Here is a 25,405-nt window from a genome sequence, read left to right as displayed (position 1 = left end):
TTTGCGCCCAGACAAAACATTTATATATACATGAAATCAGTGCGATCAATTTTTATAGGTCTGACCTGTCTGGGGATGGCAACGGCTAGTTTCGCTCAAGAAAAAGAGACAACTCCGGAAGCGACTACCTATAAGGCCGAGATATTCGGATCGGTAGCTAGTGGCGATAATACCCCTTTCTGGATGGTTAGCAATCGATACGGAATTGTTCCTTTGGAAGCGAATAACGGATATTTGAATGCGGGAGTATTCCATAATCAAACTTTTGGCAAAGGTTTTCGCTGGGGAGCCGGATTAGACGTAGTGGCCGCAGTTCCTCGTCATCGCAATTTCTTTATCCAACAAATATATGCCGAGTTAGGTTACAAATGCTTGCTATTGAGTGTAGGAAGCAAGGAACGCTATAATTCTCTTTGGGATCGTTGGCTTAGCTCGGGCGATATCGTACAATCTGCCAATGCCCGCCCGATTCCGGAAGTGAACATCAGTATACCGGAATTTACCGTCGTTCCTTTAACGAAAGGCTGGATGCAAGTCAAAGGAGACTTTGCCGTCGGTCGTTCTTTCGACAAGGATTATCTGGCTAACTTCACAAACAATAAGCAGACTTATGTAGATAACGTTTTATGGCATCATAAATCATTATTTGTACAGATTAAGGATACACGCAATGACTTCCCGTTATCCGGCGTAATCGGAGTACAGCATTGGGCACAATGGGGAGGAACCTCAACCAATCCTAAGATCGGAAAGCAGCCTCAATCCATCAAGGACCTTATCCGGGTTATTTGCGGCAGCGAAGGTGGTGGCGACGCAACAGTCTCCGATCAAATCAACGTACTGGGTAATCATTATGGCTCTTACGATTTCAAATTGGCTTTTACACAACCTAACTGGCAAGTATCCGCCTATTACCAACATTTCTTCGAGGATAAATCCGGTATGATATTCGTAAACAATACCGATGGATTATGGGGAGGACAATTGGATTTACCAAAATTCCCGTGGTTGCGTAAGGTGGTCGTGGAGTATCTGGTTACAAGAGACCAAAGCGGACAGTTCCACTTCATCGATTTTGATCACGACCTACATCCCGGCGTAGGTGGCGGTGGTGATGATTATTATAACAACGGAGAATACACTACCGGAGCCTCTTATTTTAACCGAGCGATAGGTTCTCCTCTGATCACAAGCCCAGAGTATAACGAGGCCGGTTCATTAGGATTCAAGAACAATCGTGTTCGTGACTGGCATTTCGGTGCGGAAGGCGCTATCTCCTCACAAGTATCTTATCGGGTATTAGTCACCGTGATGAATAGTTGGGGTAGACATGCCACCCCTTTCCTTAGCAAGAAAAGAGGAGCTTCCGGACTTTTAGATATCTCTTATCAACATCCCCGTTTATCGGGATGGGAATTTACAGGGTCTTTGGCAGCTGATGCCGGTTCCATGTTCGGCGATAACTTCGGATTCAGCCTGAAAGTAGCGAAACGTGGCATCTTGAAAAGCTGGAAATAATAACCTAAATTATTTATATTCTTCCCACAAGGCAGATGCTATGATTTCTTGAGTCTGATCAGCGAACGCTTGCATTCCTTTGTGGGAAGTGTCTATATTCTCGGTAGAAACCGCCGGATGGATCACCATCTCCATCCGATGACGATGGACATTCAACGACCCGATCGGCAAGACATCAAATGGCCCGTTTAAGGTGATCGGAATAATAGGCAAATGCTGATCCAGAGCCATTTGGTAAGCCCCTTTCTTGAAACGAATCATTTTCCCGGTATACGTACGCGAACCTTCCGGGAAAACAACCACGGAAGCCCCGTTCCGAAGACAACGCTCCGCCTCCAAAACACTACGAGCGGCAGCCTTCGGCGTAGAATTATCGACAAAGATAAAACCAGCGGCACGGCAAGCGGCCCCGACAAACGGAATCTTAGCGATACCCGCTTTCATCACCCATTTAATGGGAACGCCTAAGAAACCATATATCAAGAAAATATCAAACGCACCTTGATGATTGGCGACGAAAACATACGATTGTTTCCGGTTAATATGCTCACGTCCTTTTACCGTCACCGGACAAAGCGCCAGATAGCAAGTCAATCGAGACCAGATCATACCCGGATAATAAGCGAAGATTTTCTCTCCCCCCAATAGACAACCGATGATAACCGTCACAGCCGTAAGTATAGTCAGTACCAGAAATACAGGTACAAAAAACAGCCACAAATAAACTATGTAAAGTATTCTTCCCATACGTAACTATATTATAACACAAATATAGAAGCTAATTTCAATCGTTTCATTATTTTTCTCCGAAAATATTTTCACGATCGGGTTATTATTGCTTTATTTGCGGTAGAAAAGAAAATAATTATAAAATATCTATAACCATGAATGAGTTAATTAAAAATCTAGGAGTGATCGTACTCATTATTGGTGCGGCAGTTTTGGCTGTACCGTTTTTTACTGGTGGTATGACAAATAGTATTCTACTTACAGGTCTGGGATTGGTTCTCCTTGGCTATTTTGGTCATATCGTAATCAACAAACGAGTAGAATAATACACGCTACTTAGATTTAAAAGGAAATGAAAAAGGGCTATTCGATAAATAGCCCTTTTTCATTTATTGTTGCTCCAACCAAATCTTTACCCCCTCAAGTAAAAGCTGGTTCTCATCAGCCTTCTGGGTAGAGAGCCGTAGATAAGTCTCATCCAAGCCCCGGAAATTCGAAGCGTCACGGATCAAGATTCCGTAATTATCTAAAAGGAATTGCTTTAAATCAGCGGCTGTACCCTTCTTCAAACGGACAAGGAAGAAAGTCGTAGAGGTCGGGATTACCTCCAAGCCATCCAATTTACTTAATTGATAAATAAAATCTGCGGTCTCACGCTGCCATTTACGGATCGGCAACGTAAATTGCGCCGGATGGATCAAGATATATTTACTTGCCTCGATAGCGATAGCATTTACCGACCAAGGTATGATATACTTGTTCACTTTCTCCGCGATCTCCGGAGAAGCGACCAGATAACCGATACGCAAGCCGGGGATATTATAAGCCTTCGAGATAGACTGGACAAGGATTAAGTTCTTATGCGTTTTCACGTCACTCGGCTTTAGCATGTCTTCCGTCGTAAAAGCCACGTATGCCTGATCAATAATGAAGGTAGTCTGCGGATTCGCTGAGATCAAACGGAGAAGCTCCGTACGATGGATCAGCTTTCCATCCGGATTATTCGGATTACAAATCCAACAGAAATCCTGTCCCTCCAAGGATAACTCTGATAAATCGTCCGATGTCGGGAAGAAAGAGATCTCATGCTCATGCAAACGGCAAGCGTCCTCATATTCAGAGAAAGAAGGAATAGCGATCATGGATTTCGCACCTCGCCAAGCTTGCGCTAACAAATAAAAAGCGGTGATCGAACCATTCGTCACTACGATATTCTCCTCCTTGATCTCATACCGGCGGGCCAACAATCTTTTCAAGGTAGCGGCATCCGGCTCCGGATAACGAGTCAGCTTATCAAAATGCTCGATCAAATGTTCCTTCAGTTTATCTAAATTAGCTCCGTGCCACACATTCGAGCTAAAGTTTATCTTTACCTCGTTCTTTGCGTTATAAAAATCATCACCGTGTCCGTATAACATATACCTGCTTTTTAATTAATACCTTATCTGTTAAAACTGTCACAAAATTACGAATCTTTTTGGCTTTTCCTATCAATCGCCTTATAGATCGCATCCTGTATGCGAGTACGTATATCAAGCGATCCCAGTTTATTATTTGCCCGGCTAGGATTCACCCGGTTACTCAAAAATATATAAATAAGCTGGTTATCCGGATCTATCCAAAAACAAGTACCCGTAAATCCTGTATGTCCATAGACCGAGGCGGGAGCCAAAGCCCCACAAGGCGAGGCTTTCGGATTACCAATCACCGGCTTATCAAATCCTAGCCCTCTACGGCAAGTCGGGCTCTTGCTTTGTGTAAACAAACGGCTGGTTTCCAAAGAAAGATAGCGCTCGCCGCCATAAGTCCCTTGGTTTAGCATCAATTGGAGCACCTTCGCCAGATCATTCGCGTTCGAAAATAATCCGGCGTTTCCAGAAACACCCCCTTGAAAAGCGGCCGCCTCATCATGCACATATCCGCGAAGCAATTGACGGCGGACAAATCCATCTTGTTCCGTAGGTACAATTTGCAAGGTATCCATTCGCTTCAACGGATTATAAGTGGTATGCCAAGCCCCTAACCCGCTGTAGAAATCATCCCGAAGAAGCTGGTCCATCGGAGATTTCATCAGATTTTCCACCATCATTTTCAGCATAATGAAATTCACGCAACTATATACGTACCTACCTCTCGTACCCAAACGGGATTTCTTGATATCTTGAAGGATCGTATCTTTAAAGGAATCACTCACATAGAAATTACGGGCTACCTCAGTCGTAAATCCGGGTTTCCGTGTATCTGATACTATATCCGGAAGATATTTAAAATCATTCCGGACATACGTTTTAGCGTCAAAACGAACCGGGTGCGTGGCGTTCTTCGCCGAACTATATAAACTGCCTTTATAACTATCCTTATCAATAGCATCCAGATAGAAATTAATAGTTGGAGTCACTCCCGATTGATGATATAGTAACTCTTTTATCGATAAATCCTTTTTATTAGACTCTTTCAACTCCGGTATAAAATCGGAGATCTTATTGTTCAAGGTGAATTTCTTCTCATCATACGCTTTCATGACTGCCAATAAAGTCCCCGCCGCCTTCGATGCCGAAGCCAAGTCATAAACTGACGCCTCCGTGACCGGCTGCCTACTTTCGTAATCAAAATAACCAAACGATTTATTATAGATAATCATGCCGTCCTTCGCAACCAACACTTGGCATCCGGGATAAGCCTTCTCATCCAATCCCTCTTTAACGATCGACTCAATTACATCCAAACGGTCCGGATTCGCTCCCACCTCTTCTGGCTGGTGATACCCCAAACGAGTCTTTTCCGTAAAAATACCAGTACCCGCATAATACAATCCCGGAATTGAAACCGGAAGTTTCCCTTTCGCCGCAATACCACCGAATATCACTTGGGCCGCATATTCCTGCGCTAAGGGAGTGCCCTCGTAAGCCAACACGACCGCCTTCGCCTTCTCGATCGACTTCTTATATTCCTTACAAGCATATGGTAAGGTAAAGAAAGTATAGACCAACTCTTTCTTCGCAGCCAACTGCCTCAACGCTAAACTCTCGGGAATGCGAATCGTATGCACGCCACAAATGATCACGTCGTATTTTTGCAATTTATTATAAACCTGTTGGACTTGGGTAGCCGTAGAACGCCGTCCGATACTAAAGCAAGCGATCGAATCATATTCGCCCAGCATTTTCTGGAACTCATTACCAACCCCGTCTCCAATCGAGAGCGCTGCGATCTTTTTCTTATTCAACTGTTTAAGAGGTAAGATCGTATCCTCATTCTTCAAAACAGTAATAGCCTCCGAATTCAACTTCGCCGCCATCCATGCCGCATGCGGAGAGTTCAAACGTTTCGATAAGCCTTTTGTTTCGACCGGCTTATAGGCATTCAATCCAGCGATATATTTGTACCTTAATATTTTCAAGCACTTGGCCTCGATCGCTTCCAGATCCAATACCCCTTCTTCAATAGCCTCTTTCACGGCCGTAAAATCATTGATTGGAGCGGCCGGAGCGAGCAAGATATCATTCCCCGCAAGCAAAGCCTTCACCGAAGGATTATCCGTTTTCTTTGTGGAAGCCCCTTTCATCGCTAAAGCATCCGTAAAGCACAGACCTTGAAAACCGAGTTCTTTCTGTAATAGATCCGTCACTACCGCCTTGGAGAAAGAAGCCGGCTTATGACTTTTATCCAAAGCTGGAACGTAAAGATGTCCCGTCATTATCCCGCCGAACCCATCATATATATAACGTTTAAAAGGAAGAAGTTCCACGCTATCCAAGCGGGCCCGGTTATGGCGCACGACGGGTAATGTCTCGTGCGAGTCCTCGGAAGTATCTCCATGTCCGGGGAAATGTTTGGAGACAGACAAGATGCCCGTATTTTCCAATCCTCTTGCGTAAGCAATACCTTTCTCCGACACAGCCTCCGGATTCTCGCCAAACGAACGCAGGCCGATCACGGGATTATCCACATTGCTATTCACGTCCATATCCGGAGCGAAATTTATATGAATTCCCATTTCCCGGCACTGCCGTCCCACCTCTTTTCCATATTCCTCGATCAAGGCATTGTCCTCGATAGCGCCTAGCATCATGTTTTTCGGGAAACGGGTGGTTCCACTTAATCGCATGGAAAGTCCCCACTCCCCATCCAAAGAGACCAACATCGGAATCCGGGAAGCCTTTTGCAAACGATTGGTCACCTCCGCCTGCGTCACCGGATCCCCTTTATGGAATAAGATGCCCCCGATCTTGATATCGTTCACGTAACGCATAAGCCGTTGCATATTCCGGTTATCGGATTTAGGATTCGCTATAACCATAAATAACTGCCCGATCCGTTCATCATAACTCATAGCGTCAAACACGGAATCAACCCAATGATTCATCTTTTCCTGATCCACCGCACGATAAAGGTTCGGGACTGTTTGCGCCCCACTCGATAAAAGGGAAATACAACACAAAAGCAAGATACCAATCTGTCTCATCACAACATTATCATTATTACTCTCCAAAAATAAGAAAATATCGCAATAGTAACGTGAATTGTGATAGGGGTTTTTACTATCTTTCCTGTCTCGTAATAAAAAAGGAAGTACTTCATGAAGCTAATACTACTCATAATCTTGATTATCTTCGGCTTTCAATCAAGCGCTTGGGGACAGGCGCCGACTCTCAGTATCGAGGCTAAACAAGAACCGATCCAAGAAATCATGAAAAAAATAGAGCATCAAACAGGCATGACATTCTCCTACGATCCTTCTATTCTCAAAGGTATTTCCCGGATTACATTCAAATCTGATAACCAATCCATATCGGAATGCCTTACCCGGCTATTCCAAAAGCTCCCTCTGTCTTATCAGATAAACGGTACCCACATCATCTTGAAGAAACTCCCCCGCTCAGTAACCATCAGCGGATTCGTACGGGATAAAGCGACTACAGAATATCTAATCGGGGCCTCCGTTTATGACTCTCGCACACAAAGGGGCACAGCTACCAATAACCACGGTTTCTTCAGTCTAACCTTACCGGTCGGGGTAGTCCGTCTGGAGACTTCCTACATCGGATACGGACGTTTCTCACATACATTCCAACCGCTCGAACGGGATACCGTGATGGAAATTCTGCTGGAAAGCGGTGAGGCATTGGCCGAAGTTGTCGTTACCGGTAGTAATGACACACAAAACCCGATACAAGCCCCTCAGATGGGAACGATTAAAATAACCCGGAAGATGATCAAGACCATCCCGACCTTATTCGGTGAGGCTGATGTGATCAAAGCCCTGCAAACCCAACCCGGCGTATCAGCCGGAACGGAAGGATTAGCCGGGATGTATGTCCGTGGGGGGAATGGAGACGAGAACCTGTATATGATAGACGGAATCCAACTGTATCAGGTCAATCATCTCGGAGGACTTTTCTCCGCTTTCAACGCCGAGGCTTTGAAAGATGTGGATTTTTATAAATCCGCTTTCCCCGCCCGCTATGGGGGAAGGCTTTCCAGCGTAGTGGATGTGCATACTAAAGATGGCAATATGAAAGAGTACCATGGTAGTGCTATGCTAGGATTGACCTCCGGTAACTTAAATTTCGAAGGGCCGATCATTAAAGACCGGACTTCGTTCAACGCCTCCTTCCGTCGCTCTTGGCTGGATGCCTTATCCGCACCGGGTTTGGCGATCTACAATAAAATTCAGAAAAAGAAGGGGGAGAAATTCAGCGCACGCTATGCTTTTACCGATCTGAACCTAAAAGTGAACCACCATATCAATGACCGGAGCCAAGCTTACGTTAATTTCTATTTCGGACAGGATTTCCTAAAAGGAGGAAGTTCTGAGTTCTCCGTAGGTGATAATATAACCCCTTTCGAGAACAAGGACTTTGGAAAGATGCGCTGGGGTAACATCGCATTGTCTTCCGGCTGGTCGTATGTGTTTAACAACAAGATGTTCGGTACCGTCACCTTGGCTTATTCCCATTATCAATCCAAACTAAAACAAGAGACTTCACAATACTACGGAACCGAGGGTGACAAAGATTATTCTTCACGGTTTATCGAGACCTCAACCCGAAACGGTATCAATGATTTCGGAGTCCATGCGAACTTCGACTATATTCCTACCTTGGCACATCATATCCGTTATGGTACCGACTATCTTTACCATCGTTTCAGCCCGGAATATATCGAGGAAAAGACCTCCGAGAATTTGTCTCCGACCAAACGAACTACCGGAGACGAGCGCCTTTCAGCGAATGAGTTGGCTGTTTTCGCCGAAGATGACTGGGCGATATCTCCCATTGTCCGGGCTAACGCCGGATTACGCCTGAACATGTACAATATACAAAAGAAGACATATGTCTCCTTAGACCCTCGTTTATCCGTACGCTTCCTGCTCACGAGGGATCTAAGCCTTAAGGCCTCATACGCCCGGATGAATCAATACGTACATCAGATTAGCGAAAGTTATATGAGTCTCCCTACCGATATGTGGATGCCGGTCAGCAAGAAATTAAAACCATTGGTGAGTGATCAAGTATCCGTTGGCGCTTATTACAATCTGCACAAGAACTATTCCTTCTCGGTGGAAGGTTATTACAAATGGATGAATCACTTACTGGATTATAAAGATGGTTACAACTTCTTACCCTCGTTCGTCGGTTGGGAGGAGAAACTGGCCGCCGGTAAGGGGTGGGCCTATGGAGCGGAGTTTATCGCCCGGAAAGAGACGGGGCGTATAACAGGATGGATCGGATACGGACTAATGTGGAGCGACCGGCAGTTCGACGAGATTAATAATGGCAAACGTTTCCCCGCGAAATACGATAACCGCCATAAGCTGAATATCGTCGCAAACTGGAAGATCAACGAGAAATTGGAACTAACAGGAAGCTGGACTTTCATGACCGGAAACCGGGTTACGGTGGCATTCGAGAATTACGAGGATTTGGGCCTCACTCCTGTCCCTCCGCTCTTACCGGAAGGAGGCTTGGACTATTTCACGGAGCGTAATAACGTACGTCTCCCCGCTTACCACCGCTTAGATCTGGGGATTAATATTTATCGACCTAAAAAGAACGGCCATCTCGGTATCTGGAATATCAGCGTATATAACGCTTATTGCCAGATGAACCCGATAACTATCCATAAGCGGTCTTGGATAAACTACAGCCATTATTTCGAGACGTTATCGCTCTTACCGATCATTCCGTCTATATCATATACTTATAAATTCTAAAGAACATGAAACCTATATTCTATTTATCAATCTTATTATCCAGCCTGCTCCTAACCTCCTGCTACAGGAAGTTTGACCTAGAGGAATATCGTACTACACCGAAAATGGTGATCAACTCGGCCTTCTCGCCGGATACAGTCGTAATGGCCAGCATATCCCGCACATGGTTTCACTCAGAGAGCAAGCCGGACGTGACGATTCGAAACGCCAAGGTGGAATTATACATAGACGGGATCTTCAAGGAGGAGATGCCTTGGAAAGAATATTCCTATTGGAAATCTTCTCGTTGGCTCGGAGAGGATCGAGGTGGATGGGTAACAGATACGCTTTATATATCGAATACGGTTCCACAGCCCGGACAAACCGTAAAGATTGTAGCTTCCACCCCGGAATATGGAACAGCCTCGGCGGAAGATAAGATTCCTTCCAAGACCGAAATCAAAGGCCTGCGCATAATTCCCCGTAAAGAAGCTACCGACAACGGCGGTACCCTTGTCGATGGAGATGGGAATATCTCCTACATAGAAGAAAACGATGTGCTTATCTATCAAATCACTTTCCAAGATACCCCGGGTAAATCAAATTACTATTCTCTACAGATATGGGGAGATGACGACCATCTTGGTGTCCTGTTGGACTTCTCCGTAGATCCCGTATTCACGCAGCAACAAGGTATCTTGGATGAGGTTTTCGGCTCCTCGATGGTAAATTGGCGGGGACGGGTATTTTCCGACGAGCTGTTCGACGGGAAGGAATACACGTTGCAAGTAAAAGAACAACTTAGGTCCGATACTAAATATTATACCAAACGCCATATTCGTTTATATTCCCTGTCCGAACCCTATTACCAATATCTGCTATCTTTACAAAACATCAAGAATGAAGGTATCATGGGCGGACTTACGAATGTAGGTCTGGCCGAGCCTGTCCGAATCTACAGCAATGTGGAAGGAGGAACGGGAATCGCTGGTGGATGTCAATGGTTTGAATCCTTGGTAGACATAAAAGATTTAATCAAATAGCGAGCAAAAAAGCATCTATCTATTGCGAATCAAATATTTATTTCGTTACTTTGCACCCGCTTTACGTAATCTCTGTCGGGAAATGTAGCCCGTTAAATTGCGTTTCATTATAAATTACAATTAAAAAGCTATAAACAATGGATTTAATTAAGATTGCAGAAGAAGCGTTCGCTACGAAGAAGGAACTTCCTTCATTCAAGAGTGGTGATACGATCACGGTAGCTTACCGTATCAAAGAGGGTAACAAAGAGCGTATCCAGCAGTATCGCGGTGTTGTTATCCGTATCTCCGGTCACGGCGACAAAAAACGTTTCACAGTTCGTAAGATGTCTGAGAACGTAGGTGTAGAGAGAATTTTCCCGATCGAATCTCCGTTTATCGAAAGCATCACGGTTAACAAAGTCGGTAAAGTACGTCGTGCTAAATTGTACTACTTGCGTGCCCTTACCGGTAAGAAAGCAAGAATCAAAGAAAAGAGAGTCTAATCTCTCCGATTCTATTGCCATACGAAAAGCCATCCAGCGGAATGCCGGATGGCTTTTTGTTTATCGTTTCTTACAATGCCTATCGTAAGCATCTAACAATGCCCATTCAAAGGAGCTTACGATGGGCATTATAAGAACCTTAGAATGGGCATTGAAAGAATCATATATCCAAATCACGCCACGGACTACCGTCCGGAGGACAATTTACAGACGATACGAGTACCATCCGTTGCCTCGATAACGAGAAGTAAGGGGCTACGTATGGATAAGCGATAGATATCACCTTGTTCCATTTGGCCGTTAGTACCTAATAAGTCCCCCTCGAACGAATAAACCATCAATCTACGGATCGCTTGGCGAGCAGTCACGCAGAGTTGGTTCCCGGAGAAAGCGATCGTGACTAGTTCCTCCCTAGCGATCGTCTCATTGGCCACCGTACCTTTGGTATACACCGCACGAATAGCGGGCAAGACCGCACGTAGGATATTGACATCGAAATCATAATGCAAGGCTTTCGACAATAACTGATCCAGCAAGTACCATCCCATAAAGGTATGGTCTACGATCGGCTCGGCCTTCAAGTTAATGACATCGCCTCGATAGCGAGTCACTTCCGCCCAACCGTTCTCTCCACCCTCTACTTCCAAGTCAACGGGTAATTCCCGAAATTTAGCCTCTAGCTTACCCATATCTTTACCGATCAAGATCTCATGGCTCATCTCCGCTTCCGGGATAAACACGCCATCCAAATACCAACCTTCAAAAGCATAACCCGGTTTCGGCATCGCGATGATCTCGACCGTTTGGCCGGGAATGGCTTCGCCTATCACTTCCACCTCGCCGCCTTTCTCCGTAGATGAAGGATCATCCGGATTCGGCCCGGGTACGATCTCCACCTCATCCACCGGTGCCTCTCTCTTCTTGAAACGAGCCTCGATCGTAGTGGTTCGCTTACTAATAGTCAACGTATAAGAGATGTCGGTAGACAGGCACATACCCGCCTCATCATACCAGCCGATAAAGTCATAGTCTTTCGTAGGCGAGGCGATCACGGTCACCTCATCCCCTAACTCATAGATACCGTTTCCGCTTTGCGATACATAGCCGGCCTCCGGATCGGAAGTGTTTACGTAAAGGCAATACCCGATCTCCGGCTCGATAGGACTTTGCGGCTTCCAGTCGTACACGGCCCGCAGGTACACATGCTTGCCCGGCATGGTGAAGCGATAGGTTGTCTCTTCCGATACATTCTTCCCATCGCTCTCCCAATGGTCGAACACATAATCGGGATAAGCATGGGCGATAAGTGTCACCTCTTTGCCATTCTCATAAATACCTTGGCCACTCTGTTCTACCCATCCGGCCATGGAAGGAGCGACGGTCGTAATCAGATTATAATAACCATCTCCCGGCTCCGATGGATTCTCCTTCGGGTTAAAACGTAGCTTGGCAATCAAGCGAGCGTTTTTCTCCGTAAGGGTGAAGGTATATTCCGAGAGGCCGGACAATTCTTCTCCATCAGCGGACTGCCAAGCCACAAACTCATAATCCGTATGCGGATAGGCCCGTACCGTTACTTCCGTACCCGTATCATAAATGCCGGAGGGATTCGTTTGCTCCAAATAAGCGGATCCGTGGGGATCCGTGGAGAGTAAGAGCGTTAGTTTCCCCGGCTCCGGTGGAGGAGTCGGATTGAACTCATCCTGCGCATAGACTTGCCCGATGGATCCTCCGAGGAAGATCCAAAGAGACAAAGCCATCGTAATATATCGAAACAATCGTTTTCTCATAGCGATTACCATTTAATGGAACAAGTCTGACGCTCGCCCGCTTTTGTCGTCCATGTCATGTAATAAATACCAGACTGAGGTAGGGCCATACGTACCTCACCATCCGTCACTTTACCAGCGAAATGAATACGACCCGCCGCATCGCATACACTCAAAGTTTCCACATCACGCAAGCCGGACACGATCAACAAGCCTTCTCGCACGTTCCAGCGAATCGACGCATCGATTGCCTCAACAGAAGTCACCACATCGCTTCTCAGCTCAAAGCGGTCAGAGAGGGTTCCAGCCTCGGCCTCGAAGGTATAAGCCTCTTGGTTCAGGTCGCATACGGCACCCGTCTGCTTATCCACTAACTGAATACCTTTGCCAATCCTCTCTTTCAATGAGATCGTATAGCTTCCCTTAGCAGGCAGGACACATCCAAGGCGTACCACGCCATCCGCTACCGGACGCTCGTTGATAGCCAATCGATTCCCTTGCGTATCCAAGCTATAGAAAGAGGCGGCCTCCGCATTCGGACTGCCGAACTTGGCAGCATCAAGACCGATCTCATACTCCAGCGAGGCAGCCTCGTTGAATACCACACGGGTACGGTCGCTTGCCTTCTCGCCTGCCAACAGCAGGTTGACAACTTGACGGTTATCCACACTACGTAACGCTGAAGCTGCTTGCGTTTCCCTCGGCAGGGCAGCCACACGGCCCTCCGGATTGAATACTAAGTTGGAAGTCTTCTTTTGTACGAAGAAGGCCGTAAGCGGTGCCAGATAGACATCCTTATCATCCTGCGTATAATACTCGTAGTTATTCAAATCGGGAGACCAAACCGTCACCGTAGCGTCCAATCCATCAGCGAACAATCGCTCCACGCTATAATAGGCGGGATACGGATTCCCCACGAAGTTCCAATTGGCATTCATGGCATTATCCGAAGCGTAGGTATTCAACGGAATCGTCACGCTCGCCCGATTAAAGAGAGCTTTCATATCACCGGTCTTGGTGGTAAATGCATCGGGTAACCCATCGTTACTGTTGAACTGGATGATATATCCCGTATTCGCCTTCAAGGTCTCCGAATCGGAAAGCTGTCGCCACGACTCGCCCACTCCCTTATCGGCACGAGACTTGCCATCGTATTCCCGTACGACAAAGCGAGCGTCGCTGCTTGTCAGCTTGATCTCGGACATCTTCAAGTCGTAGGGAAAGGATACGAAATGCCAATAGTTACTCCAAGTATCCCAATTGCAGGTGATCTCATCGGCCTGTATATCGGAATTGACCAGCAAGGAAGCGTCCCGATAGTAAGCGAAGCTCTTCAGCTTCCAAGCCTCGTTACCCTCAACGGTGAGGCTACCAAAACGAAGAAGAACGGCTATACCTTCGACTTTCATACCATCAGTGAATGTAACATTCTCATGAATAGACAGCTCTGAATCGATCAACCGATGCATAATCATTCGATCTTTAGATCCGGCCTTTATAGTCAACTCTATATCAGAAGAAATAAATTGATAAGGACCACTCCAAGAATCTTCCGCATCAAACCAGCCCCAGAATTTCTTAGAGGTATCCGTAGACATCACACCCTTAACCGTGACGGATTTACCATCATTGCCTACTTTTTCCACAATGCAATAACCACCATCATAACCAGGGTAAAAATCGATACGTATAAACTTACCTACAAGCACTTTATCCTCTTTACCGACCGTATAAGTATATGTAATATCATCGCAGACCTTTGTATCACCATCGTACCAACCATCAAACAAATGGACATATTTCTTATAATTTTCAGACCAAAAATCATCATGGCAAATAGCTTTCAAGGTCACTTTATCTCCTTCCTCATACGCACCTCCACCTTCTATTCTTCCATAATTCTCATCATTAGAAGTTGCCGTAATTATCTGTCCGAATCCGACAATGTTATCGCCAAAAACAGACCAACATTCATCCGCCTTATAGGTATCTATCAAATTTTTCGTCACATAGACCTTACAATTGGTTTTATCTACAGAAGAAAAAGGATCCTCAGTAGTCAAACTAACCATCTTTGGCGATCTTAATGTGATAGAAGACACCTTGGCAGAAGAGAAGGCTTTACTATCAATAGAACTCAAAGTAGCAGGAAATGATAAATCGCCGCTAATCGAACAATTAGCGAAAGCATTACTTCCAATATAACCCAAGGCTGTATTCGAAAAGTCCACAGAAATAACGCCCGTATTAGAGAATGCGGATGATCCAATGCCCTCCAAGCTGTTCGGAAGTTTCAATGCGGCAGGAACACAAGAACTACCAGAGAATGCATCATGTCCTATCTGTTGAAGCCCCAACAATGTAGAGAAATCCATTTTTTGTAAATTAGGGCAATACGCAAAAGAACTAGCCCCTATACTTTGTATAGATTCAGGCATATTCACCTTGCTTAAAACAGGTAGAGAGCAAAAAGCATTATACCCTATTTCTTCTATTGTATTCGGAAGGATCACCTCTTCTAAATTAGATAAGATATTCTTACCATAATGGTTTGGATCATGAAAGAAGGCATTATCAGGCAAGTAATTATTCTCAATCATTGCTTTGCTTAAATCAATATTTTGAAGTGATTTCATTTGCTTAATAACATCAAAATCAGACGCATTAATAGGTCCTAAAATTATCAGTTTCTGAATAGTTGACACAGATATATTTAGATTACTTAACTTTGAGGCAAGTGTACCTGCAGCATCCAAAGATATCAATATCGGATCTGCATTAGTTTCCACTATATAACTTTCGTTCCAATATGCAGCGTTCCTATATACATCAGCCGAACCTTTGGGAACATACACATAAGCATCCTTTAATCCTATCGATTGAGAAAGACCAATAGGAGTAGCAGATTGCATAGTTATCCTTGTTCCATAATAAGCAAATGGAAGATATTCCTCTCCACAAAAGGTCTCACCCTTTATCGTCAATACAGATTTTGGTATAATCAATTCTTTTAATGATCTATTAATTTGAAAAGAATGCTCTCCCAATGTTTTTACACTAGAGGGAATGGTATAAACTACATCCTTCTTTCCTTTTGGATAGAGCAATAAAGTTGCTTTATCAACTACAAAAAGAACACCATCGATAGAAGTATAAAAGCCGTTATCGATTACGACTTCTTCCAAAGCTGGGCAGTTGTCAAAAGCTCCTATATTCAGCGTATTCAAGGAGGCACAATTGCTAAAATCTACCTTTTTTAGGTTTTGACAATAACGAAACGTACCCTCCGAAATCACCGTAAGCTGTGTGCTTTTACTGAAATCGATACTAGTTATAGCATCATTGTTATAAAACGCATCCCTTCCTAGTTGTTGGATACCTGAAGCAAAAACAATATCACCAGCCAAAGCACAACCACTAAAGGCTCTTTCGCCAATCTCTTTTAAAGCTGTCAATTGTGAGAAATCGAAATCGGATAATTGAGAGATAGAATAATTACTATTAAACGCACTTTCTCCAATCGTAGTTAATGCCGTACATTCCTCCAAACTAACGCTCTTCAGATTCGAACAATCGGAAAATACATAAGAATCCAAAATTGCCAATGCAGTACAATTAGACAAGTCTACTGTCCGCAAAGAGGAACAATATCGAAACGCATAGGTTCCTATATTCGACAACTTTCCGCATCCCGATAAATTAACCGTTTGTAAATTACTACAACGATAAAAGACATTACTCCTTATTCCAACTAAACTCGTACAGGCCGATAAATCAAGATCCCGTAAGCCGGAACATTCATAAAACGCTCTATATTCTATTGATCGCAATTGAGTAGCTTTTGAGAAATCAAATTCCGTGAGGTTATTGCAACCCGAGAAAGCCCCTTCATCTATCATTTCAAGAGCTTCCGAGAATATCACTTTTTGAAGAGTTAATTTATTTTGGAATGCCTCTCTCGGAATACTTTGAAGTTCTTCACGTACACTCTCATTCCAATAGGCAGTTTTCGGCAACTCCGTCACCCCACTCATATCCAAAACTTGGAGCATATTCATTTGCTCCTTCATCGTCTTAAAGTCCTCCGCTCTCAGTAGGCCATTTACTTTCAAGCTCGTTACCTTGCCCACATCCGCTCCTAGCTCGGATGCCAGCGTATTGGTAGAGGTCAGTGTTACCTCCTTCACCAATTGTGCATATACACTACTACTTATCCCAAGTCCTACGAGAAAAGCAAAAAGAAAGAAAAGTTTTTTCATACTCATTCTATTTGAATTAATAATTGATTTACCCTGCAACCATCAACTCCTCCTTATCATCTACACAAAGAAAAAGCGCGAGGCTTATGCCATCGTCACCTATATCATGGTATCCCCATACCTTTATCCCGGTAACGAACAGCAGCCCCACGCTTCATTATAGGATGCTCCTCTCGAAGTAACTATAACAAGCATGGGCGTCTGTCGTATTATACCGGGATATGAAATTGGGGATTTCTGATATAGGTATAATATCTTTTAACGCCTTTTCCACGAAAACGAACCCGCCGAGCTTCCACTCTAACGGCTCGGTACAAAGTACGGAATTTCCCATGAATCCCGCAAACATCCATGCGAATATTTAGAATTCCTCATCCAATCCATAAGGACAAAAGCCAAAACAAACCGAAACAAATGTCTCTTGAACCGTATAGGAAATTCCTCACTACCTAATATATACTTTATTCAGCGGCAGCGAATGATCGTTCGCCGCCGCTGAACGAAGAAGGCAGACTTATCTTTCAAAGAATAAAACAGTTATAAAGCAAGAATACAAGTAACTCCTTAAAACTATCGACAACAACTCCCTAAGCAGACCGACATCATCTCCCTAAGTAGAGCGACATCTACTTACTAAGTAAAGAGGGGGTCTACTTAGTAAGCAGAGGGGGTATCTACTTACTAAGCTGATGGAGATCTGCTTACTAAGTAGTTTTCCAACTGCTATCCACATTCCTTGGAACATTCAAGACACTAGCCCTGCTTATCTTGCAGCTCTCGTATGATTTCGTCAAGAATGTAGAGATCGCTTTTTAAAAGCAAATCTCCGTTCCGTAATGTCAGGCATTTATAAGTATCACTATTATAAAAAAGGTCTAATGCTTTATCGGCAGAAATACGCAAACGAGACGCAAGCAGTTCGATAACTCCCCTATATTTACCCTGCATAACCGTATCAGCCGCACCAGGGACAACAAGTGGAGCAGGTGTTTTAGGTAAAAGAAACGCTTCCGTAAAGCAGAGGCAACGATCTATGATCTCTTGGTTAATTATGCAAATCTGGTTATTAGGCTCTTGATGGATAAGACGAGCCAAGGCCTCCTCGCGTGTATAATCCCCACGCATATAAAGGTCAATCGTACGAATCACACGGTCATCCGCTATACCTCCTTCTATCATGTCATAAGCTGACCACAAATTTCGACCTTGACGACAGGCCACTACAAAGTCTAACCAATCAGCATCATAAGTTTCGAAACATAAATAGCGATATGGCAAGACACGACAGACATCCATATCCAAAGAATAAACATTCAGCCAAGCCTCATCCTTATGACGTACCTCTGCTGTACGAAGTGCCCAACGAACTGCCTGTTCTTTCAAGTCCGTAACATAGAACCCGATTCCAAAATCCAGATTAGGCCGGCAAACCCCAGCCAAAGGCTCCTCTATGCGGCAAGTGGAACCATGATAAACCGTCAACATAGTGTTTTCCCTTTCTCTTCAATACTCCGGAAGGGTTTATATCCGTCCGGGAGCCATTGAGGATCACGATAGTAAATATATTCTAGGATGGAGTCTACGATATATGATTTCCCTTGCGTATGCAAGGTATCGTAATAAGAGCGGATATAGCCATTGATCGCTCCTAGTTCCTTCAGTTTATTATATACATCCGAACCATAACGCCCTAATCGTTCCGCGGTACTCTCTATGCAATAAATCATAAATTCCAGTTGCTTCTCCTCTATAGTCATAACCCTATCCTTTTTCTGGTTATAGATAACAAAGTTAGCAAATACTTTCAGTTATACAAAGACATCAAAAGTCATTTTCGTAATATAACACTCCCTTCCCTATAGGAGATATACTTCAATACCTCACGTATGAATGTACAGTAACTTACTTCCGACTATTCAATATACCCGATTCATTATCTGAATTATACAACTTACGATCCACGGATTTGTATTTGCGACCGAAATCTAAGTGGTAAGAGAATCCAATCTCGAAGCCCGGATAGATATCACCAAAACGCTGATCGGTCACATAGGGAGCGATCGCTGAATGGTTCTTACTCCGGTAACGGGCGGATGAGGTAAATTGAGTAGAGAAAGAAGCGCTTAACTGAACCTTCCCGATCCTATAACCGATACCCAACCTATTAAAACGATCGGCCTCACGACTGGTCTCACCCGAAAAGCTATAGCTTCTCTTATAAATCAACAGGTTAAAATTAAAGTTCTTCACATCGCTATTCAAAGAGATCACATAGAAGGGATCCGTGTATGTATGCGAATAGCTATTTCCATTCGATTGGAAATGGTTCAAGCCTCCGGAGATATTCATGCGCAGATAATCGCCGAAGGGTGAATAATTCAAATACAGTTCCGGCGTAAAACGATGGAAACTCCGTTGGTTATCGTAGGTACGGATAAAAAGTCCCCGGCTAACGTCATACAGGGTCTCTTCCATGACCATGCGGGGCTGGTATTGGTAAGAGAAAGTAAAGCCGGCCTTGACCTTTGCCGTATTCACATGAAATTCCACGGCGTTGTTATGATATAAGAAAGGGGATAGACCCGGATTACCTCTACGAACCTGTAAGGAATCAATCCATTGCTCCACATTACTCAACTCAGACAAGGATGGGTTTACATTGCGCAGGGTATACCGATAACGAGCGGATAATACCTCATTGATAGTATAAGTAAGTGTTACCTGCGGGCGGAAATACCACCGATTATAAGAGCCCGAGTTTTCTTGCGATAGATAATTACGGGAGGCGCCCAAACCTACGTTATAAACCAACTTCTTCCAAGTTCCTACGTATTGCGCATACATATACGATTCAGATTCCGTCATATGGGTCGTATAATCACCGGAACCGGAATATACGTTGTCCGTATAAGCCTGCGTATGTTTCAAACCGGCGGAAATACGACCGGTCTCTAGCTCTTTCTCGTAGATACCCTCTCCGATTACCGAATAGCGCTTTCCATCTACTTTCGTATAAATATCTGTCAAAGGAATACTTTCCAGTTCTTCCCGGTAGGTATGACGGCTATCGGTATTCGAATAAGTTCCCACGACATTGACAGCCAATGATTGTTTACGTGGTAATTTCCGGAAATAATACAAGTCGAGCGAGGGACGGGTATTCAAGGATTTATTATTATCGATAAGATCGGTCGTCATCTTGCTCTCGCTATTCCTTAAAAGGGCACTGCTATAGTTATGCGGATAGTCATAATAATAAAAATTCAGCTTAGCGTTCAAGAAATAATCATCATCCTTCGTGTAGTTATAATTCGCCGTCGTAGTCCAATACATCTCATAATCCCTCCCGGGGATTCCTTCCTGTGTTCGCTGGAAGGTACCATCTGGGGTATGAAAGATTTCCGTCCGGTCTTGCCATGCCTCTTTATACCGGTGTCCGTTCGCAAAGCTGGATAAAGAGAATTCCGAACGTCCTCGGTTATACTTACCATATATATAATCTGCCATCCAAAACGTGTTTAATTGATGGCTTAAATCCACGCCGAGATTTCCTCCGGAAGTCCGCTTGATCGTTATATAATCCAAGACGATATCGATTCCTTCCCCATATCGCAAGCCGGGGTTATCGTGATATTCCACCCGTTTGATATCCTCCGGCGAGAGGGCCGCGACTTCTAAGGAAGAAGCCAACACGCCATTTATACGCAACTGAACGTTTCCATTCGCCATAGAGATACTTTTCGTATTCGGATCTACCCATAGACGAGGTAAAGACATCCGCCTTGTCAAATCCAAGCCATCCATCGAGCGCTGCATTTGGTCTTTAGAGGGGAATATAAGTTGACGGTCTTTCTTCCTTATAATCGAAGAGGCTTGAATGGTAACCTCATCCAAATCGATCGTTTTCTCCTCTTGCGCGTTTACCAAAAAGGCAACGCAAATCAATCCCACAAATAATACTTGTCTTCTCATAAAATTCAAATTTGATTCGAGACAAATGTAAGGAGGTAAACAGCTAAAATCGATTTATACAGGCAAGAAACTAAAGTGCAAGGCATTATGCGCACATACTGATTTACAAAGTATTAGCGAACGACTTAGAGAGAAAAGTTTATATTTGCCGTTTGAGCACTTATATTGCCGATGATATCCTCTTTCTCGTCCATACCCAGCTTATGGCGGATGTCCGTCTTGCGCTGATAGATCGTACGGACGCTTTGCTGGGTAACCACACTGATTTCTTTGGTAGAGAAGCCGGCGCATAACAAGCAGCAAAGCTGGATTTCTTTTTCCAGCAAACGCCCATCAGACAATCGGACCAGATGCGTATGGAAATTATCATAGACCGCATCGATAATCGGATACAGGTCATCCCATACCAAAAGCGTATCTACCGGGACATCCTCATTCGTGATACGAGTCATTTGCTGGAGCAATTCCTTATTTTGTTGCGTGGGAGTAGTCGCCATCAAGCGGATAACACCCAATTGCTGCAACAAGACCTTACGGAAAAAGGCACTATCGGGTTTCTCCTCCTCCGCTACGGATTGCCTCGATTCGTCCAAGAGCTGACGCAAGGCCTCCAAACGCTCCTCCATATCGATCAAACGGTTCCTTCGGTTACGGATATAGATGGAAACTCCACCAGCGACCAATAGAGAAAACAAGGAGACGATCACCAAGATAGAGAACGTGCGCTGCCGGCTCATCTCCAGACGAAGGTTCGCTTGGCGCAAACGGTTTTGGTCGATCAAGCGTTCTCGCTCCGCCTTCTCCGTTTGCGATTTCACGATATACAAAGAATCACAATATTGCCCTAATCGGGAAATATCCACCGGTTTATTTTCCTTTACGTCCAATATAAATTGATAGGCATAATTCAGCGCATGCGAGGCTATATCATCGCTGTGACTACGCTCCAAGTCTAACGTATTCTTCTCGATATACTTCCGGGCAGAATCCAGCTCCCCAAGATTGATCCAAGGCATAACATAGGATCCCAAGATTTCTCGTTCCGGATAACGTTCCTTCAGCAAACGCAAATAGCTGATAGAAGCCTTGGGATTAAAGTCATACAAGAAATCCGCATAATTGCGGGCAAAATGATGGGCATACCATTTTATATCCTTAGCCAAGGACGAATCCACCGCCAAACGAAGATAATAATCCGCCGAATCCCTCATTTGCAAGCGGCTATAACTCAACCCGGCCATATAATAGGCCATCTCCTTAAATCCGGCTTTTGGCGAAGCTTCCCATTCCTTCGAGTCCGCGATCGTTTCCCGATACAACCCCTCACCGAAAGTCATAGAAGTTAATTTGTCATAAAAACGCACAAGGTAGGTCGAATCCGAACGGGAAAAAGCGGAATCTATCGCCTCCCGGTACAAGGAACGCCTTTGTTCCAATCCCTTCCGGGAATCACCCATATAAATAGCCTTTACGAAATAAGCGGAAAGTAAAGGCTCCGAGGCATGCTCCTTATAATAATCCACGGAGTAGTCGATGAGTGAGTCGTTCACCAAGCTGCGATCCTGCAAAAGATGAAGCCAAGCAAGCCTCCATCCATACTCCGCCTTATCGCTATCCGAAAGAGCGGAAAGCGTTATTTGCTCCTCCAGCAGCCAAGCGGCACTATCTAAGTTATTCTCGTTTACCAACCGGTCCGCCTCCGCAAATTTTTCCCGGACGGATTTACCGCCACAGGAAAGCAACAGGCAGACACTGGCCAGAAATATGTAGACAAACCATTTCGTCATAGCGACAGAGATCCTAATTTCCGGCAAAGGTACATTATTTTCGGAAGCCCGGGCGATTCACCGATATTTTTATCCGTTTCGTCGATTCCTTTTCCCGCTCGGATAAGGAAGCCCTATCTTTGTAAGCAGACAAAGGGTTTATCTATGTTACAATTAAAAAGAAACGACTTATTGATCGGCTTCACGATATCCGTCTTGCTTAGTATTTTCGTGAACTTCGCCCTTCTGATGCGTAAATATGAGTTCGAGACCGGAAACCCGAGCATGGGTATCCAGCCTCCGGATCGCACCATGTATTATTTGCTAATCTGGTTCTTCGTGTTCTCCTTCATCTTATTTATTGTCAACAGCTTGATGTATAAGCTCGGGGACAAGCTTTTCCGCAGGAAAGAGTATAAAAGGGTATTGCTGGTTTGCGTAACTTGTATCAGCATCGCCTACGGCATGTTTCATCTATCGCCGGTTTTGTACACGGCCATTTTCGTAGAATGGCTTGGGGAAGATGGGCCCCAGCCAGCTACCCAGGATATCATGATCCGCATCGACCGGGGCAGGATGGCTACGCAAACCATCAGGTCTGCCGAACGCCGGGGCATACCGGTACCTCCCAAGCCTTTCACGGTCCCTAACTCTTTCATGACGGAGCATCTTTTCGTCTTCCTTACGGTTATGCTAAGTTCCGTACTAATCCGCCTGTTAAGCAGCAAGCAACAAATGAAACTGGAATATGAACAATTGAAGACCGAGAAGTTACAGAATTCCTATAACGCCTTGATGGGACAAATCAACCCACATTTCTTCTTCAACTCCTTAAATGGATTGAACGCCTTGATACAGAGCGGAGAAAAACAACAGACGTTGGCTTATCTGGATGAGCTATCCAACGTCTTCCGGTATATCTTGCAAAGCAACAAGAAAGAGCTGGTTACGCTAGCGGAAGAACTTCAATTCGTAAAGGCGTATACCTATCTGCTGAGCGTGCGCTACGAGGGAAAACTATTCTTCTCCATCCAAGCGGATACCCCTTACTTACTTTGGTATCTGCCGATATTGAGCGTACTCCCCTTGATCGAGAACGCCGTAAAGCACAACGTTATCAGCAAGCAATACCCGCTACAGATCGATATCTATACCACCCATGAGGACAAACTAATCATATCCAATAAAATACATCCTAAGTCGGAAGATAGCAAAGGTAGCGGTATCGGATTGAAGAACCTATGGGGGCGCTACCGGATGCTTACCGGAAAGGACATCCAGATCTCCAACCGCAAGGAATATTTCAAGGTCACGCTTCCTTTACTTAATAAACCCATTCACTCATGAAAGCAGTTATTATAGAAGATGAGACTACCGCCGTTAATAGCTTAAAGGCGATCCTAGCGCAAAATACGGTTACCCCGATCGAGGTGATCGCCGAGCTGGAGAGTATCGAAGAGAGCGTGGAGTTTTTCCGGACATCGCCTCATCCGGATATCATCTTCATGGATATCCATTTAGCGGATGGATCGGCGTTCAAGATATTCGAGCAGGTGGAGATAGATGCCCCGGTAGTCTTCACGACCGCTTACGATGAGTATGCGTTACAGGCTTTTCAAGTAAGCAGTATCGATTATTTACTGAAACCTGTCACGCTGGCCTCGCTGGAAAGGGCCTTGAATAAATTACGGCTGTTCGATACCGAGGAAAGGCTGGCGCATATCCGGCAAACGAACCGTACAATCCAGAGTCGCCACACGATCAAGAGCTTATTGATCATGCTGGCCGATAAATTCTATCCGTTACCAGTTGAGGAGATCCTTTATTTCTATACGGCCAACGAGAAAGTTACCGCCTATACCTTCGACGGAAAACAACATCCCGTAGACCGTACCCTCGACGCGTTGGGAGAGCAACTGGACGAGAGGCTTTTCTTCCGGGCCAACCGTCAATTCATCATTTCACGCAATGCCATCAAGGATATAGATCTTTGGTTCGGGAGCCGCCTGTCCGTCAACCTCACTTTACCTGTCCCCGAACGTATTATCATTAGCAAAACCAAGACCCCGGTCTTCAAGAAATGGATTCTGAGGGAAGAGGAATAATGTCTTTTCACCCCCTCCCGTAAGGCGATTCACCGACCCGATTATACCACTAATCGGCGCTTAACCTTTCTTTACCGAACTTTCCTGTTATTTTGCGGTACAACAAATAAAGATAAAAACACTATGCTGAAATGTATCACTTTCGACGGAGACACCTCGACCCTGAACACGCTCATGGGATATTTCGAGAAACTGGACAAGGCTTTGGCCGATGTCCACCAAGTGCTGAGCAAGGAGCAAACAGAACGCCCCATCTTCGTCCGGGAGGGCAGCAAGATCATCCGCCTCCGCCGGGAAGAGATCCTTTTCCTCGAGGGGTACGGCGATTATGTAAAGGTACACCGTATCAATGGCAAGCCCCTGCTCACGCAAGTCAGCTTGAAGCGGTTCGAGGAGTTTCTGGACAGGAATCGTTTTTGCCGGGTACATCGCTCTTACATCGTATCCCTCTCCCACATTAATTATATCGAGCGCAAGCGGATACGTATCGGCGAGGAACTGATCCCTATCAGCGATTCGTACCTGCCCGCCTTGATGAATAATCTGGCTCTCCAAGAGTAACCA

At 44.8% G+C, this 25,405-nt stretch carries 17 protein-coding genes; 8 read left to right on the top strand and 9 right to left on the bottom strand.

The annotated features are described in order from the left end of the window. Positions 1-30: 30 nt before the first annotated feature. Positions 31-1,518: a capsule assembly Wzi family protein gene (locus DWX84_RS00585; protein ID WP_005867167.1), complete on the top strand. Its 1,488-nt coding sequence runs from the start codon at positions 31-33 to the stop codon at positions 1,516-1,518. 9 nt (positions 1,519-1,527) lie between these two features. Here the strand turns inward: DWX84_RS00585 and DWX84_RS00580 are convergent, their stop codons facing one another. Further along, the gene (locus DWX84_RS00580) at positions 1,528-2,265 is read right to left on the bottom strand and encodes a 1-acyl-sn-glycerol-3-phosphate acyltransferase (RefSeq protein ID WP_048927503.1); all 738 of its coding nucleotides are present in this window, start codon (positions 2,263-2,265) and stop codon (positions 1,528-1,530) included. 137 nt (positions 2,266-2,402) lie between these two features. Between DWX84_RS00580 and DWX84_RS21565 the strand changes: the two genes are divergently transcribed. Continuing rightward, positions 2,403-2,573 (top strand): hypothetical protein, encoded by a 171-nt coding sequence (locus DWX84_RS21565; protein ID WP_005854067.1) that lies wholly within the window; start codon positions 2,403-2,405, stop codon positions 2,571-2,573. Positions 2,574-2,636: 63 nt separating this feature from the next. On the opposite strand, the gene DWX84_RS00575 is transcribed toward DWX84_RS21565, so the two are convergent. Both DWX84_RS00575 and DWX84_RS00570 read right to left on the bottom strand, forming a co-directional pair. Further along, positions 2,637-3,665 carry a histidinol-phosphate transaminase gene (locus DWX84_RS00575; RefSeq protein WP_048927502.1) on the bottom strand — a complete coding sequence of 343 codons (1,029 nt, stop codon included), beginning with the start codon at positions 3,663-3,665 and terminating at the stop codon, positions 2,637-2,639. A gap of 47 nt (positions 3,666-3,712) precedes the next feature. Next, positions 3,713-6,712, bottom strand: a complete 3,000-nt coding sequence (locus DWX84_RS00570) for a glycoside hydrolase family 3 N-terminal domain-containing protein (RefSeq protein WP_121961005.1) — start codon at positions 6,710-6,712, stop codon at positions 3,713-3,715. Between the two features lie 114 nt (positions 6,713-6,826). Here DWX84_RS00570 and DWX84_RS00565 point away from each other — a divergent pair, with 114 nt between their 5' ends. The 3 genes from DWX84_RS00565 (at position 6,827) to rplS (ending at position 10,970) form a co-directional block, all read left to right on the top strand. After that, the gene (locus DWX84_RS00565) at positions 6,827-9,463 is read left to right on the top strand and encodes a TonB-dependent receptor domain-containing protein (RefSeq protein WP_005854042.1); all 2,637 of its coding nucleotides are present in this window, start codon (positions 6,827-6,829) and stop codon (positions 9,461-9,463) included. A gap of 5 nt (positions 9,464-9,468) precedes the next feature. Next, positions 9,469-10,485: a DUF4249 domain-containing protein gene (locus DWX84_RS00560; protein ID WP_005854041.1), complete on the top strand. Its 1,017-nt coding sequence runs from the start codon at positions 9,469-9,471 to the stop codon at positions 10,483-10,485. 137 nt (positions 10,486-10,622) lie between these two features. Beyond that, positions 10,623-10,970: a 50S ribosomal protein L19 gene (gene rplS, locus DWX84_RS00555; protein ID WP_005854040.1), complete on the top strand. Its 348-nt coding sequence runs from the start codon at positions 10,623-10,625 to the stop codon at positions 10,968-10,970. A 185-nt stretch (positions 10,971-11,155) separates the two neighbouring features. On the opposite strand, the gene DWX84_RS00550 is transcribed toward rplS, so the two are convergent. The 6 genes from DWX84_RS00550 to DWX84_RS00525 all read right to left on the bottom strand — a co-directional run bounded on the left by DWX84_RS00550 (position 11,156) and on the right by DWX84_RS00525 (position 22,784). Then, positions 11,156-12,760, bottom strand: a complete 1,605-nt coding sequence (locus DWX84_RS00550; protein ID WP_229103457.1) for an InlB B-repeat-containing protein — start codon at positions 12,758-12,760, stop codon at positions 11,156-11,158. Between the two features lie 5 nt (positions 12,761-12,765). Beyond that, the gene (locus tag DWX84_RS00545) at positions 12,766-16,998 is read right to left on the bottom strand and encodes a leucine-rich repeat domain-containing protein (protein ID WP_048927499.1); all 4,233 of its coding nucleotides are present in this window, start codon (positions 16,996-16,998) and stop codon (positions 12,766-12,768) included. Positions 16,999-17,751: 753 nt separating this feature from the next. Further along, positions 17,752-18,483: a DUF3990 domain-containing protein gene (locus DWX84_RS00540; protein ID WP_008773742.1), complete on the bottom strand. Its 732-nt coding sequence runs from the start codon at positions 18,481-18,483 to the stop codon at positions 17,752-17,754. After that, positions 18,477-18,755 (bottom strand): DUF3791 domain-containing protein, encoded by a 279-nt coding sequence (locus tag DWX84_RS00535; protein ID WP_005867148.1) that lies wholly within the window; start codon positions 18,753-18,755, stop codon positions 18,477-18,479. Before DWX84_RS00535 ends, DWX84_RS00540 begins: the two co-directional genes overlap by 7 nt. A 145-nt stretch (positions 18,756-18,900) precedes the next feature. Beyond that, complete coding sequence (locus DWX84_RS00530; protein WP_048927498.1) at positions 18,901-20,970, bottom strand: outer membrane beta-barrel protein; 2,070 nt, start codon at positions 20,968-20,970, stop codon at positions 18,901-18,903. Positions 20,971-21,095: 125 nt separating this feature from the next. Then, positions 21,096-22,784, bottom strand: a complete 1,689-nt coding sequence (locus DWX84_RS00525) for a LuxR family transcriptional regulator (protein WP_229103500.1) — start codon at positions 22,782-22,784, stop codon at positions 21,096-21,098. A gap of 117 nt (positions 22,785-22,901) precedes the next feature. On the opposite strand from DWX84_RS00525, the gene DWX84_RS00520 reads away from it, so the two are divergent. The 3 genes from DWX84_RS00520 (at position 22,902) to DWX84_RS00510 (ending at position 25,402) form a co-directional block, all read left to right on the top strand. Next, positions 22,902-24,083, top strand: a complete 1,182-nt coding sequence (locus DWX84_RS00520) for a sensor histidine kinase (RefSeq protein ID WP_005867144.1) — start codon at positions 22,902-22,904, stop codon at positions 24,081-24,083. Beyond that, positions 24,080-24,841, top strand: a complete 762-nt coding sequence (locus DWX84_RS00515; protein WP_036618389.1) for a LytTR family DNA-binding domain-containing protein — start codon at positions 24,080-24,082, stop codon at positions 24,839-24,841. The genes DWX84_RS00520 and DWX84_RS00515 overlap by 4 nt, the downstream gene beginning before the upstream one ends. Positions 24,842-24,964: 123 nt before the next feature. Further along, a complete protein-coding gene (locus DWX84_RS00510; protein WP_009017975.1) occupies positions 24,965-25,402 on the top strand; it encodes a LytTR family DNA-binding domain-containing protein in 438 nt (145 codons plus the stop codon). The last annotated feature ends 3 nt before the right edge of the window (positions 25,403-25,405 follow it).

The organism is Parabacteroides sp. AF21-43, assembly GCF_003635435.1.
In the GTDB taxonomy this organism is placed as follows: Bacteria; Bacteroidota; Bacteroidia; order Bacteroidales; family Tannerellaceae; genus Parabacteroides; species Parabacteroides distasonis.
Note: the sequence above shows the minus strand (reverse complement) of the source record. Positions and strands in the feature narration are given on the sequence as shown.

Excerpts from the sequence above, each read along its gene's own strand:
- DWX84_RS00560 (WP_005854041.1), top strand. The coding sequence starts at position 9,469 with ATGAAACCTATATTCTATTTATCAATCTTATTATCCAGCCTGCTCCTA.
- DWX84_RS00575 (WP_048927502.1), bottom strand. The coding sequence starts at position 3,665 with ATGTTATACGGACACGGTGATGATTTTTATAACGCAAAGAACGAGGTA.
- DWX84_RS00515 (WP_036618389.1), top strand. The coding sequence starts at position 24,080 with ATGAAAGCAGTTATTATAGAAGATGAGACTACCGCCGTTAATAGCTTA.
- DWX84_RS00585 (WP_005867167.1), top strand. The coding sequence starts at position 31 with ATGAAATCAGTGCGATCAATTTTTATAGGTCTGACCTGTCTGGGGATG.
- DWX84_RS00580 (WP_048927503.1), bottom strand. The coding sequence starts at position 2,265 with ATGGGAAGAATACTTTACATAGTTTATTTGTGGCTGTTTTTTGTACCT.
- DWX84_RS00530 (WP_048927498.1), bottom strand. The coding sequence starts at position 20,970 with ATGAGAAGACAAGTATTATTTGTGGGATTGATTTGCGTTGCCTTTTTG.
- DWX84_RS21565 (WP_005854067.1), top strand. The coding sequence starts at position 2,403 with ATGAATGAGTTAATTAAAAATCTAGGAGTGATCGTACTCATTATTGGT.
- DWX84_RS00545 (WP_048927499.1), bottom strand. The coding sequence starts at position 16,998 with ATGAAAAAACTTTTCTTTCTTTTTGCTTTTCTCGTAGGACTTGGGATA.
- DWX84_RS00540 (WP_008773742.1), bottom strand. The coding sequence starts at position 18,483 with ATGTTGACGGTTTATCATGGTTCCACTTGCCGCATAGAGGAGCCTTTG.
- DWX84_RS00510 (WP_009017975.1), top strand. The coding sequence starts at position 24,965 with ATGCTGAAATGTATCACTTTCGACGGAGACACCTCGACCCTGAACACG.
- DWX84_RS00570 (WP_121961005.1), bottom strand. The coding sequence starts at position 6,712 with ATGAGACAGATTGGTATCTTGCTTTTGTGTTGTATTTCCCTTTTATCG.
- DWX84_RS00535 (WP_005867148.1), bottom strand. The coding sequence starts at position 18,755 with ATGACTATAGAGGAGAAGCAACTGGAATTTATGATTTATTGCATAGAG.
- rplS (WP_005854040.1), top strand. The coding sequence starts at position 10,623 with ATGGATTTAATTAAGATTGCAGAAGAAGCGTTCGCTACGAAGAAGGAA.
- DWX84_RS00565 (WP_005854042.1), top strand. The coding sequence starts at position 6,827 with ATGAAGCTAATACTACTCATAATCTTGATTATCTTCGGCTTTCAATCA.
- DWX84_RS00550 (WP_229103457.1), bottom strand. The coding sequence starts at position 12,760 with ATGAGAAAACGATTGTTTCGATATATTACGATGGCTTTGTCTCTTTGG.
- DWX84_RS00520 (WP_005867144.1), top strand. The coding sequence starts at position 22,902 with ATGTTACAATTAAAAAGAAACGACTTATTGATCGGCTTCACGATATCC.